General features: G+C 67.0%; 12 protein-coding genes. 7 read left to right on the top strand and 5 right to left on the bottom strand.

The features are described 5' to 3' along the window. Positions 1–255: 255 nt before the first annotated feature. Positions 256–1,419 carry a DegT/DnrJ/EryC1/StrS aminotransferase family protein gene (locus Q8M13_RS16730; protein WP_305301213.1) on the top strand — a complete coding sequence of 388 codons (1,164 nt, stop codon included), beginning with the start codon at positions 256–258 and terminating at the stop codon, positions 1,417–1,419. A 133-nt stretch (positions 1,420–1,552) separates the two neighbouring features. On the opposite strand, the gene Q8M13_RS16725 is transcribed toward Q8M13_RS16730, so the two are convergent. The 4 genes from Q8M13_RS16725 to Q8M13_RS16710 all read right to left on the bottom strand — a co-directional run bounded on the left by Q8M13_RS16725 (position 1,553) and on the right by Q8M13_RS16710 (position 6,049). Beyond that, the gene (locus tag Q8M13_RS16725) at positions 1,553–1,990 is read right to left on the bottom strand and encodes an SgcJ/EcaC family oxidoreductase (protein WP_305301212.1); all 438 of its coding nucleotides are present in this window, start codon (positions 1,988–1,990) and stop codon (positions 1,553–1,555) included. A 7-nt stretch (positions 1,991–1,997) separates the two neighbouring features. Next, on the bottom strand, positions 1,998–2,684 hold the full coding sequence (locus Q8M13_RS16720) for a peptidylprolyl isomerase (protein WP_305301211.1): 687 nt from the start codon (positions 2,682–2,684) through the stop codon (positions 1,998–2,000). Between the two features lie 8 nt (positions 2,685–2,692). Further along, a complete protein-coding gene (locus Q8M13_RS16715; RefSeq protein WP_305301210.1) occupies positions 2,693–4,900 on the bottom strand; it encodes a TonB-dependent receptor in 2,208 nt (735 codons plus the stop codon). Between the two features lie 147 nt (positions 4,901–5,047). Continuing rightward, positions 5,048–6,049, bottom strand: a complete 1,002-nt coding sequence (locus tag Q8M13_RS16710; protein ID WP_305301209.1) for an AraC family transcriptional regulator — start codon at positions 6,047–6,049, stop codon at positions 5,048–5,050. A gap of 585 nt (positions 6,050–6,634) precedes the next feature. Between Q8M13_RS16710 and Q8M13_RS16705 the strand changes: the two genes are divergently transcribed. The 6 genes from Q8M13_RS16705 to Q8M13_RS16680 all read left to right on the top strand — a co-directional run bounded on the left by Q8M13_RS16705 (position 6,635) and on the right by Q8M13_RS16680 (position 11,602). Continuing rightward, on the top strand, positions 6,635–7,600 hold the full coding sequence (locus Q8M13_RS16705) for a zinc-binding alcohol dehydrogenase family protein (protein WP_305301208.1): 966 nt from the start codon (positions 6,635–6,637) through the stop codon (positions 7,598–7,600). Positions 7,601–7,760: 160 nt separating this feature from the next. Continuing rightward, positions 7,761–8,594, top strand: coding sequence for an alpha/beta fold hydrolase (locus Q8M13_RS16700; RefSeq protein ID WP_305301207.1), 834 nt, complete (start codon positions 7,761–7,763; stop codon positions 8,592–8,594). Between the two features lie 22 nt (positions 8,595–8,616). Next, the gene (locus Q8M13_RS16695) at positions 8,617–9,402 is read left to right on the top strand and encodes an SDR family NAD(P)-dependent oxidoreductase (RefSeq protein WP_305301205.1); all 786 of its coding nucleotides are present in this window, start codon (positions 8,617–8,619) and stop codon (positions 9,400–9,402) included. Further along, the gene (locus Q8M13_RS16690) at positions 9,399–9,983 is read left to right on the top strand and encodes a histidine phosphatase family protein (protein ID WP_305301204.1); all 585 of its coding nucleotides are present in this window, start codon (positions 9,399–9,401) and stop codon (positions 9,981–9,983) included. The genes Q8M13_RS16695 and Q8M13_RS16690 overlap by 4 nt, the downstream gene beginning before the upstream one ends. Next, positions 9,980–10,570 (top strand): histidine phosphatase family protein, encoded by a 591-nt coding sequence (locus Q8M13_RS16685; protein WP_305301202.1) that lies wholly within the window; start codon positions 9,980–9,982, stop codon positions 10,568–10,570. Before Q8M13_RS16690 ends, Q8M13_RS16685 begins: the two co-directional genes overlap by 4 nt. A 288-nt stretch (positions 10,571–10,858) precedes the next feature. Beyond that, positions 10,859–11,602 carry a YebC/PmpR family DNA-binding transcriptional regulator gene (locus Q8M13_RS16680; RefSeq protein ID WP_305301201.1) on the top strand — a complete coding sequence of 248 codons (744 nt, stop codon included), beginning with the start codon at positions 10,859–10,861 and terminating at the stop codon, positions 11,600–11,602. 84 nt (positions 11,603–11,686) lie between these two features. Here Q8M13_RS16680 and Q8M13_RS16675 read toward each other — a convergent pair. Further along, the coding region (locus Q8M13_RS16675) for an autotransporter outer membrane beta-barrel domain-containing protein (RefSeq protein ID WP_305301199.1) at positions 11,687–12,726 on the bottom strand (1,040 nt) is incomplete at its 5' end.

Genomic DNA, 12,726 nt, shown 5'->3' with positions numbered 1-12,726 from the left:
CGGGGATCCATAGACGCTGGCGCCTCCAGGCAAATCCCTGACCGCGCCGCGTATGGATGGCCGGCATAAGAAGCCGGCCATGACGAGCGGTGGGAGAGGCGCGCAACGCTGATCAGGCTCTCCGCCCGCTCGCGGTCGCTCAACCTGCCGCCGGTGCACTGCCGGCTCGCCCGAAATTTTCCGAAAACAACCGTGTGTGGTTTCGGTAGAGTCCGCGTGTCATGAAGCGCGCCGCTTCACCTCGCGGAAATTCCCATGCCGATCCCGTTCATCGACCTGCAAGCCCAACGCGCCCGCCTTGGTCAGCCGTTGGAAGATGCGATCCTCAAGGTGGTCCGTTCGGGGGCCTATGTCATGGGGCCGGAAATCGGCCAGTTCGAAAAAGCGCTCGGCGAGTTCGGCCAGGCGCCGTTCGTGCTCTCCTGCGGCTCGGGCACCGAGGCCCTGCAGCTGCCGCTGATGGCGTGGGGTATCGGCCCGGGCGATGCGGTGTTCTGTCCGTCCTTCACCTTCGCGGCGACCGCCGAGGTCATGCCGCTGGTCGGCGCCAGTCCGGTTTTCGTCGACGTCCTGCCGGACACCTACAACCTGGACCCGGCCAAGCTGGACGCCGCCATCGCGGCGGTGAAGGCCGATGGCAAGCTGGCGCCCAAGGCGATCATCGCCGTCGATCTGTTCGGCCAGCCGGCCGACTATCCATCCATCTCGGCGGTGGCCAAGAAGCATGGCCTGAAGCTGATCGCCGACAGCGCCCAGGGTTTTGGCTGCACTCTGAACGGTCAGCACCCGATCCATTGGGCCGACGTCACCACCACCAGCTTCTTCCCGGCCAAGCCGCTGGGCTGCTACGGCGACGGCGGGGCGGTGCTGTGCAAGGACGAGCGCCTGCACGACATCCTCGTATCCCTGCGCGTCCACGGCCAGGCGGTGAAGTCCGACCTGGTCGGCAAGACCTTCGACCATGACCCCAAGTACTTGAACCTGCGCATCGGCATGAACAGCCGGATGGACACCATCCAGGCCGCTGTCCTGTTGCAGAAGCTGACGATTTTCGAAAGCGAGATCGAGGCCCGCAACAAGGTCGCGGGTCGCTATGCGGCGGGCCTGTCCGATGTCGTGACCGTACCGAAGGTGATCGAAGGCGGGGTTTCGGTCTGGGCGCAGTACACGATCGAGACCGCCGACCGCGACGGCCTGGCCGCGCACCTGAAGAGCCAGGACATCCCCAGCGCGGTCTACTACCCGATCCCGATCCACAAGCAGGACGTCTATTCGGTCTATCCGACCCCGGGCGGCCTGCCGGTGACCGAGGCCAAGGCCAATGTGGTCATGAGCCTGCCCATGCACCCCTACCTGACCCCCGACCACCAGGACCAAGTCATCGCCGCCATCCGCGCCTACGTGAAGCGCAACGGCTAGCGCGGCCCAATTCCTCTCCCTCGGGAGAGGCTAGGTGAGGGGGCGAACGCGCAGCGGCGCTCTACCGACGATCGATCAACGCGTCGGCGAGGTCCAAACCCCCTCACCCGACCTCTCCCCAAGGGGAGAGGAGTTACGATGAGTGGTCGGACACGATCCGCCAGCCGTCGGCGGTCTTGTGGAACACCAGGCTGAACAGCCCCGTGGCGTCCTTGCCGTCCTCCAGCGTCAGATGAAAACGCCCGACCACGGCGGCGTAGTCGGCGCCGAGCGGATCGAAATCGACGATCTCGGTGCTCAGCTTCGGCATCTCCGCCGGCTTGGTGAAGCGCGGCGCATAGATCTCGCGGATCGCGTCATAGCCCTGGGTGACCTTGCCGCCGCTCACATAGTTGATCTGCGGGGCCTTCTCGTAGCTGGCCATGAAGGCGTCCAGGTCGCCGCGCGACCAGCCGGCGCTGGCCTCGCCCAACACCTTGGCGATGGCGGCCTTGTCCTCGGCGGGGCCGGCGAAGGCGGCGGTGGCCATCAGGCTGAGCGCCGTGCCGACGGCGATGGAACGGAGGGTCATGTCGAACTCACTTGCGCTTCACGGAAAGGATCTGCACCGGCTTTTCCAGGATCTGGCCGCGCACGATGGGTTCGGGGGTCGGGGCGTTCGACGGCATGGCCTGGATGGCGCGCACCACATCTATGCCCTTCGTCACCCGGCCAAAGGCGGCGTAGCCCGCGCCGTCCGGATTGCGCTGGCCGCCCTGGTCCAGGCTGGTGTTGTCACCGAGCGTGATAAAGAATTCCGAGGTCGCGGTCCCGGGGCCGTCGCGCGCCATCGAGATCACCCCGTCTGCATGGCTTAGCCCGGTCTGGCCGGTCGGTTCATGAGCGATCGGGGCCAGCATCTGGCCGCGATGAGCGTCGCTGTCGATACCGCCCTGGATCACCTGGATCGGAGCCTTGAGGTTGGGATCGGTGTCGGCCCGCACCACGCGATAGAACTGGGCGCCGGCATAGCGGCCCTCATCGACATAGCGCAGGAAGTTGGCGGTCGTGACCGGGGCCTTGGCCGGATAGAGCTCCAGCTCGACCGCGCCGGCGTCGGTAGTCATCACCACCATCACGGGAGGCAGGCTGCCCGCGCAGGCGCCGCCGCAAAGCATCAGGCCAAGGGCCGCGCCCAGCGCGGTACGGCGAACGAGCTTCATCGGCTTGGGCCTCTCTGAAAACTGCAGATCGATGGCGGGGAAGGCCGAGGCCTCCCCCGCCACGCTTAGTCCTAGAAGTTCATACGCACATTGGCGCCGATCGTCCGGGGCGTAGTGCGGATGCGCGCCTCGGGGTCGAACGGGCTGGCGGCCAGGGCGCGGATCACGCCGCGATCGTCCAGCAGGTTATCGGCGTAGACCGAGAACTCGATGTTGTCGAAGGTCACGCCGGTGCGCAGGTTCACCACGCCATAGGCGGCCATCTTGCGATAGTTGGCCTGCTTGGGGCTGAACTGGGTGAAGCGCTCGCCCACATACTGGTAGCTGCCGAAGATGAAGCCTTCGGCCTCGCTGCTGATCGGGAAGCGATAGTCGGCCGAGGTGTTGAAGCTGAGCTCCGGCACGAACGGGGCCTTGTCGCCCTTCTTGGCCTTCAGGTTCGCCACGTCGTTCGACAGGCGCGAATTGATATACGCGCCGCCGGCCGTCAGGGTCAGACCGTCGAGCGGATTGGCCGAGACCTCCAGTTCGACACCGTCGCTGACCGCGCCCCCGACGTTCTCACGGAAGCCAAAGCCGCAGTCGAGCGCGCGCTGGGTCTGCATGTCGTCCCACACCAGGTGGAAGTAGGCGCCCGAGACCATCACGCGGCCATTGGCGAACGTACCCTTGCCGCCGAGTTCATAGTTCCAGAGCTTGTCGGCCTCGAACACGTTCGGGTCTTCGCCGTTGCGCTGGAAGTCGGCCAGTTCGGCGGCGCAGACGTCCTTCGGCACCGGAGTGTTGGTGCCGCCATAGCGGAAGCCGCGCGCGGCTTGCGCATAGACCAGCACGTCGTCGGTCACGTCATAGGAGATATTGAGCTTCGGGTTGAAGCCGTCTTCCTTCGACTTGCGGCGCGGCGGATCGCTGGGGATGGCGCCGTTCAGGAAGCCCGAGGCGTACAGCTTGTAGTCCTGCTCCCAGTTGAAGTAGCGCAGGCCGCCGGTGACGCTCAGCTTGTTCCACTCGTAGGTCAGCTCGCCGAAGAAGGCGTAGGTCTTCACTTCCAGATCGTCGTAGCCCCAATAGGGGTTGTCCGTCGGCGCGCCGAAGTCGTTCGAGTTGATGCCCATGGCGGCGTCGAAGCCCGGCACCGGAATGGTGTTCAGGTAGTGGATCTTCTTCTTGTCGGCATAGGCGCCGACGACCCAGCTGAACGGGCCGTCGCTTTGCGAGGCGAGGCGGATTTCCTGGGCGTAGAACTCGGAGTCGGTGGTGTCGATCAGCGGGCTCGGCTTGACCGGGAACAGGGCCAGCAGGCCGTCCAGCGAGCGCATGTTGACGACCGTGCGGTCGAAGTACGAGGTCGAGGAGACCAGGCTCGCGAAGCCCAGGTCGTAGTTGAGGGTCAGGTTGTAGACGCTCAGGTCGTCGCTGTAGCCGTCCGGCGAGGGGTAGTCGCGGGCCAGGCCCGGCACGCGCACCAGATCCTCGGGACGCCCGCCGTCCTTATAGTTGTGCTTGAAGTACGAGAGATCGGCGGTGAAGTCGTCGGTGACCTTGAAGCGGGCTTCGACCCGGCCGCCGCGCGCCAGGCCGTCATTCACGTCCTTCTCCCCGGTCAGCACGTTGTCGATATAGCCCGGGGTCTGGGTGTAATAGACCGAGGCGCGCACCGCGACGCGATCGGTGATGATCGGGACGTTCACTAGGCCCTTCATCGAGTAGCCCTCGCCGCCGTGGCTGACGGTCGACAGGCCGACATCGACCTTGCCTTCGAATTCGGTGACGTTCGGACGGTGGGTGATCATCCGCACGGTGCCGGTCATCGAGCCCGCGCCGTACAGCGTGCCTTGCGGGCCGCGCAGCACTTCGACGCGTTCCAGGTCGAACAGCGCCAGCTCCGGGTTCAGCGCGCCCATCGAAATCGGAATTTCGTCGATATAGATGCCGACGGTTTCCTGGTTCTGGGTGTCGTTGTCGTTGCCGCCGCCGTTGTTGATCCCGCGGATCGACAGGCGCGTGCGGCCAGGGCCGTTCTGATAGGCGGTCAGGCTGGGCACCGAGCCCAGCAGGTCGGTGTAGGTCTCGGCGCCCATGTTCTTCATGGCCTGCTCGCCGACCACGTTGATGCTCATCGGGACGTCGAGAACCGACTCGGTGCGCTTGCGGGCGGTGACGACCAGCTCGTCGACCGTCGAGCCGCCCGCCTGGGCGTAGGCCGGAGCCGAAGTCAGCGCCACGGCCGACACCAGAACCGATGCCGCCAACAGGCGCGTCTTGTTACTCATAGTCATGGAAATCCCCTCCCGAGACCCAGCGCGGCGTCGCGCAAATTCGAGGCGGGACCATAGGCAGGTCGCGCGCGGGGAAATGATCCGGAGAGCAGCAATTTCGATGCGAAATGCAGTCAATCGGCTTTTTTCGCCGAGAGTTCCTCGCCGCTACCCGCGTCGGTAGTCCTTGGGCAAGGCGTTGAAGCGCCGGCGGAAGGCGGCGGTGAAGTTCGTCGGATGCTCATAGCCGACGGTTTCGGCGATCTCGGAGATCGTCATGCCGCCGTCCAGCAGCAATCCCCGGGCCAGCTCCATCCGCCGGGCCAGGCAGAACTCGAACACCGTGGCCCCGAACATCTCCTTGAACCCGCGCTGCAGCTTGGTGCGGTTCAGACCGACGCGCCGCGCCAGGGCGTCGATGGTCGGCGGCTCGGCGAACTCGGCGATCAGGATGTCGCGCGCGGCGTAGAGACCGCCGCGGTCGGCGTGGCGCAGCGGCGGCGCGGATCGCTCGCCGCGTTCGCTGGTCTCGACGGCGTCGACCAGCAGGCAGAGCACCTCCATGACCTTGGCCTCGAGGTAGCGCTGCCGCAGGCTGCCCTGGAACGAGGCGCTGACGATGTCGCGCACCGCCGCCTCCATGCCGTGGGTCAGGCGCATGCCCAGGTGATGGAAGCCCTGACTGGGCAGGTCGAGATTTCGCAAGGCGACAGGCAGTTCGTCCGGCTCCATGCCTATCACGCTGGCCAGCTTGCCGGCGTGGAGATGCAGGGTCAGGGAGGTCAGCCGCTCGCGGCCGTGAATGTTCAGGTCGAAGTCGCCGTCCGCCGGCAAGGTCAGCACCGAGGCTTGCCCCTTTTCGACCCGCATCGCGTTCGGGCCCGCGTCCTGCAGCCCGACGGCGCCGGCCACCACGAACCGGAGCGAAACCAAGTCTTCCGGCACATGGATCGGCAAGATGTAGTCGTCGTTGTAGCTGCTGTCGGCCACGCAGACGAGCAGGTGGTCATAGAGCCGGACCACGTCCCAATAGCCCGCGCCATCCTTGACCGGCAGGCGTGCGGAGGCCGCCGGCCCGAGGCGCGGCGTACGCGGTTCGTGCAGGGGCTCGCCGGCGAACCCGCTGTAGATGTCGCGGACATCCGCGCGCGACGACAGTAGATCGCCCATGAAACCCCAAGTCCCGAACCCGGTAAACGGATCGCGGCGGACCGTGTCGCACTGCAACGAAATTGTCACGAACCGGCCGGCCAGCGGCTTCGCATTTCTGGCGGCCTGTCACCTGGAGGGCGCGCTTGACCGCTTCGGAGGCGAGAAGTCACGGACGCGGCTCATCTAGAACCGCGTCCGTCTCCCAGGAGCGGACCTCATCTCCCCCGAGATCGGCCTGCGTGGCGACCGAGCGTCGCCGCGCCTCCTGGCAGTGCTAGCCCCCGACGAGGGCGCTGTTGCGATTAGGACCCGCCGCCGGCGCTGGGTGGGGCGAATGTGACGGCGGATCCTGGATCTCGCCGACCAGGGCGTGTTCGCCTGATCGCCGTGACCGTCGCGGGAGACCGGTCGTGCGGGATGCCCCCCGAGCGCCGGAATCATTGAACCCCAGTGGACCACGCCGCGCCAAAGCGCCGCATGACGCAAATGCACTATGCCGGCTCAAACACGATGCTCGCCGCCCCCCGCTTTCCCTTGCGTCCGGCCGCGGGACTCGGTTAGCTGCCCCATCAAACAATTGTTTAATTCATTAGGAGAGGCCCCATGAAAGCTGCCGTGTATTATGAGACCGGCGGTCCGGAAGTCCTGAAATACGAGGAAATCCCGGACCCGCAGTGCCACCCCAAGGGCGTGATCATCAAGGTCGAGGCGATCGCCATCGAAGGCGGCGACGTCCTTAGCCGCTTCGGCGGCAAGCTGATGACCAATCCGCACGTGGTCGGCTACCAAGCCTCCGGCGAGATCATCGAGATCGGTTCGGAAGTCACCCACCTGAAGGTCGGCCAGAAGGTCGCCACCCTGAACAGCTGGGGCAGCCACGCCGCCCTGCGCGCCGTTCCCGCCCGTAATTGCTGGGTTGTGCCGGACGGCTACGACATGAAAAAGGCCGCCGCCATTCCGGTGACCTTCGGCACCGCCCATGACTGCCTGTTCGAGTTCGGCCGCATGCAGCCAGGCGAGACCGTCCTGATCCAGGCCGGCGCGTCGGGCGTCGGCGTCGCCGCCATTCAGCTCGCCAAGCGGGCCGGCGCGGGCCTGATCCTGGCCACCGCCTCGTCCGACGAGCGGCTGGAGGCCCTCAAGCGCCTCGGCCTCGACCACGGCATCAACTACAGCCGCGACGACGTGGTGACCGAAGCCAAGCGCCTCACCGACAACAAGGGCGTGGACGTGATCGTCGACTCCGTCGGCGGCCCCACCCTGCAAGGCTCGATCAACGCCCTGGCCTATCGCGGCCGTGTCTCGATGGTCGGCGCCGCCGGCCGTGAGCCGATGGTCGTCGATGTCGGCTCGATGATGGGCGGCAACCGCAGCCTGTCGGGTGTGTTCCTCGGCGCCGAGATCGGCACCGACCGCGTCCACAACAACATCCAGCAACTGATCGAAGACGCCGCCAAGGGCGAACTGGAAGTGGTGATCGACAAGGTCTTCTCCCTGTCCGACGCCGCCGCCGCCCACGCCTACATCGAAAGCCGCGCCGCCGTCGGCCGCGTGGTCATGGTCCCGTAAGAGACCAACCAACTCTCCTCTCCCCCCTCTTGCGGGGGGAGAGGTAGGGCGAGGGGGGCCTCTCAGCCGCATCGCCTGCCCGAACAACCGCAGAGCGCCGCTCCGCGTCGCCCCCTCACCTAGCCTCTCCCAAGGGAGAGGACTCACGAAAAGGACCGCCATGCCCAAAGCCAAGTCCGCGACCGCCGAGATCGAGTACGAGACCTTCGGCGCCGACACCGCCCCGACCGTCCTGCTGATCAACGGCCTGGGCTCACAAATGACCCGCTGGCCCGCGGACTTGTGCGAGAAGCTGGCCGCCTGCGGCTACCGCGTGATCCGCTTCGACAACCGCGACACCGGCCTCTCGACATGGTTCAAGCCGGGCGACACCTACAGCCTCTCCGACATGGCCGCCGACGCGGTCGCCGTCCTCGACTCCGTGGGCGCGGACAAGGCCCACGTGGCCGGCGTCTCCATGGGCGGGATGATCAGCCAGGCCGTCGCCATCGAGCATCCAGATCGCGTGCTGTCGCTGACCTCGATCATGTCGTCCAGCGGCGCGCCGGGCACGATGGACCCGACGCCGGAAGCGGGCCTGGTGCTCTCCGTCGCCCCGCCCGATCCAAAGGCTGACTATGAGACGTTCCTGTCCCACGGCGTGAACAACGCCCTGACCATCGGCAGCCCCGGCTATCCCTGGCCCGAAGGCGCCCTGCGCGAACGCGCCATCGCCGAACATGCGCGAGCCTTCAATCCGACCGGCTCGGCCCGCCAGATGGGGGCGATCCGCGCGGACGGCGACCGCACCGAGCGACTCTCCAAGCTCTCCGTGCCGACCGTCGTGCTGCATGGCGCCGATGATCCCCTGATCAAGCCGATCGGCGGCGAGGCGACCGCCAAGACCATTCCAGGCGCCGAACTGCGCATCATTCCGGGCATGGGCCACGATGTGCCGCCTGCCCTCTACGACACCGTCATCGACGCCATCCTGGCCGCCGCTGCGCGCGCCTGAAGCTTAACGAAGAGGAATTCCCATGGGACGTCTTTCCGGCAAGACCGCCGTCATCACCGGCGCCGGTTCGGGCATCGGCCGCGCCAGCTCGCTGCTGTTCGCCGCCGAGGGCGCCAGCCTGGTCATCGCCGACAAGATGGACAGCGTGAACGAGACCGCCAAGCTGGTGGCCGAGGCCGGCGGCAAGGCTATCCCCCTGGTCGGCGACGCCGGTGAGGAAGCCTTTGTCGAGAGCCTGATCGGCCGCGCGGTCTCCGAGTACGGCGGCCTCGACGTGGTCTGGGCCAATGCCGGGATCTCCGGCGGCTGGACCACCTTCGACGAACAGGACGCCGCCTTCTGGGCCGAGATCCTGCGCGTGAACCTGATCGGCGCCTTCCTGGCCGTGAAGCACGCCTCGCGCTACATGATCCCCAAGGGCAAGGGCTCGATCATCTGCACCGCGTCGGTCGCCGGCATCCGTTCGGGCGCTGGCGGCTCGCCCTATTCGGCGTCCAAGGCGGGCGTGATCAACCTGGCCCAGACCTCGGCGAACGAATTCTACGGCACCGGCGTGCGCGTCAACGCCATCTGCCCCGGCCTTATCGAAACCGGCATGACCCAGCCGATCTTCGACGGCGCCCGCGCGCGCGGCAACGAGGACAAGATCGGCCAGTTGAACCCGCTGCTGCGGGGCGGCGTGCCCATCGAGATCGCCAACGCGGCCCTGTTCCTGGCCTCGGACGAAAGCTCCTACGTCAACGGTCAGGCCATCGTCGTAGACGGCGGCCTGTCCTCGTCCCACCCGGTGGTGCGTCGCAAGCGATGATCTACCTGCTGCGCCACGGTCAGACGAACTACAACCACGAGGGCCGGATGCAGGGTCAGCTGGAATCCCAGCTGACCGACCTCGGCATGGCCCAGGCCCAGGCCATGGCCGACCTGCTGAAAGCTGAGATCACCGACACCGCCGGCTGGCGGCTGCTGGCCAGCCCGCTCAAGCGGACCCGCCAGTCGGCCGCCATCGTCGGGGCGACGCTGGGTCTCGAGGTCGAGATCGAGCCGGCCCTGATCGAGGTCGGCTGCGGCGCGTGGGAAGACCGGCTCTACGCCGATCTGGCCAAGGAACATCCGGGCGCCTTCGCCGGCCGCGACTGGTTCTTCCAGGCTCCGGAGGGCGAGCGGTTCGAAGATGTCGATGGCCGCGTGCGCCCGTGGCTGGCCGCCCAGGCGCCTGAGCCGCGCAAGCTGATCGCAGTCGCCCACGGCGTCTCCGGCAGCCTGCTGCGCGGCGCCTATCTGGGGCTTTCGCACGAAGAAACCTTGGCCCAGGATATGCCCCAGGATGCGATCTTCCGGCTGGCGGAGGGCGCCGTCCAACGGCTCTCCTGCGCTGAGGTCACCGCATGATCTATCTCGTCCGGCACGGCGAAACCGAGTTCAACGCCGAGCGCCGGCAGCAGGGTCACATGGACTCTCCGCTGACGGCGTTGGGCCGGGCCCAGGCCCACGCCGTCGGACATCTGTTGAAGCGCCAGGTGGGCGGCGAGGACGGCTGGCGCATCATCGCCAGTCCGCTTGGCCGCGCCCAGCACACCGCTCAAATCATCGGCGAGCACCTTGGCCTGCCGGTCGAGACCGACCGCCGGGTGATCGAGGTGTCGTTCGGCCAATGGGACGGGCGGCTGCGCGACGAACTGGCCGCCGAGTTCCCCGACACCTTCGGCCGCGGCGACTGGCAGTTCGCCGCTCCAGACGGTGAGACCTACGACTCGGTCGAGAGCAGGATCGCCGAATGGTTGGCCGACCTGCCGCCCGAGCCGGAACGCAAGGTGATCGTGGTTTGCCACGGCGGCTCGGGGCGCGTCGTGCGCGGCGCCTATCTGGGCCTGCCGCGCTCAGAAACCTGGACTCAGCCGGTTCCGCAGGACGCGATCTACCGCCTGGCTAGTGGAGCAATCGAGAGATTCGATTGCGAACTGTCGGTTCAGCCGTAAACCGGCCCGACAGCGCCATCAGCCCAAAGGCCGCCACGGCCCCCAGCAGAAACGCCCCAGCCACAGCGCTGGATAAGGCCGCTGCCCCTACATGCAGTGGCGGCCGGTCCATCCAACGCACTACCGCGGCGTCCGGCTCATCGCCTAGGGTGTCTTCGAAGTAATCGCTCATGGCCTTGGCTCCATCGTGCGCCCCTCCTAACCCATGCGACCGCTCAAGGTTCCGGCCGACTGGCGCTCGGACGCGGGCAAGGTTAGAAGCCGAACACTGAACGTTCAGAGAGACCCATGGCCGGACATTCCAAGTTCAAGAACATCATGCACCGTAAAGGCCGCGCCGACGCGGTCAGGTCCAAGCTGTTCTCCAAGCTATCGCGCGAGATCACCGTGGCCGCCAAGGCTGGCCTGCCCGATCCCGCCATGAACGCGCGCCTTCGATTGGCCGTCGCCAACGCCAAGGCCGAGTCGATGCCCAAGGACAACATCGACCGCGCGATCAAGAAGGGCGCCGGCGGCGACGGCGAAAGCTACGACGAGGTGCGCTACGAGGGCTTCGGTCCAGGCGGCGTGGCGATCATCGTCGAGGGCCTGACCGACAACCGCAACCGCGCGGCGGCCAACATCCGCACGATCTTCTCCAAGAACGGCGGCAACCTCGGCGCCAGCGGATCGGTCTCGTTCCAGTTCGACCGCCTCGGCGAGCTCACCTACCCGGCCAAGGTCGGCTCGGAAGACAAGGTCATGGAAGCGGCCATCGAAGCCGGCGCCCAGGACGTGGAGTCCGACGAAGAGAGCCACATCATCTACACCGCCTATGAGGACTTCGCCGAAGTCGCCGCGGCGCTGGAAGGCGTGCTCGGCGAGGCCAAGTCCACCAAGATCATCTGGCGCGCCAAGAACCTGACCCCAATCAGCGGCGATCCCGTCGCCACCCTGATGAAGCTGGTCGACGCCCTCGAAGACGACGATGACGTCCAGAGCGTCTATGGCGACTACGACATCTCCGACGAAGACATGGAAAAATTCGGCTGAGCAAGGCCGGCTCGCCGCGGCGCGCCGAACATCTGCAGGTCGATAGAAGGGCGCGCCCAGGTCACCCCGGGCGCGCCTTTTTCATTACCAGGCGATGGCCGCGGTGGCCCGCACCGCATGGCTCTGGGCGTTGTCCGACCAGCCATAGCGATAGCCGAGGCTGACACGGGTGCGCTCGGAGAGCTCGGTCTCGACCGACGTGGCCAGCTTTACTGAGGTATCCCCCGGCGAGGCCGCGGTGACCGAGAATCGCTCGCCATGTAGCGCGGTGTCGAAGGCGCTAGCCTTGTCGCCGAACTCCTGCATCACGAACAGCGAAGCCTGCGGCCTCACCTTCACCGACCAGACGTCCGTCTCGGCTCGAAGCAGAGCGCCGATACGGCCCTGCACGGCGGTCCGGGTCTCGTCCTCGAAGGCCAAGGCCCCGATGGCGCCGCCCATCTCCTGGACGCCGTCGCGCTCGATCCGGTCGCTGGACAGGCCAGCGGCCAAGGTCACCGCCGCCGGACCCCAGGTCAGGTGACGCCCGGCCTCGACATCCGCCGCCAGCGAGGCGCCGTCCGTCTTGGCCGCAAAGCGCTCGCTGCCGGTGAAGAAATCGATCGACCGGGCGGTCTTGTAGGTGTCGCTCCCGACCGAGACGACGCCGTTGACGTAGTAGTCGCCCGAACGCCAGCCGGCATAGGCATGGCCCTGATAGCTGAACGACTTGCCGTCGCCCATCAGCCCGGCGTCGAGCTCGGTTTCGCCATAGCTGACCGCCGCGCCGACCAGCAGGGTGTCGGTCAGGGCGCGGTCCAGGCCGATCGTCACCGAGCCGCTGTCGGCGCGATAGCCGCTCGCATGGGCGTCGGCCTCGACCTTCAGGGTGTCGCCGCCAACCACGACCCAGAGCTTGCCGTCGCCCAACTGGGCGTTGCTCAACCGGCCCGAAACCTGGGCGCGGTTCGTACGGTTGTACTGCAGCATCGCATCGACGCTGTCGGCGTGGATCTCCCCGGCGCCCTGTTGCAGGGCAGTCAGGATTTGCGCCTGGTTCAACCCGGCCAGCCCCGCGGCGAAGGCGCCGGGGAGCGTGCTGGCGCGCTGGCCGGCCGGCCCGCGCGCGCGGTCGGCGGCGGCGG

It is taken from the genome of Phenylobacterium sp. (assembly GCF_030681155.1).
Lineage (GTDB): Bacteria > Pseudomonadota > Alphaproteobacteria > Caulobacterales > Caulobacteraceae > Phenylobacterium.
The sequence above is the reverse complement of the archived record's forward strand: the minus strand, read 5'-3'. Positions and strand labels throughout refer to the sequence as shown.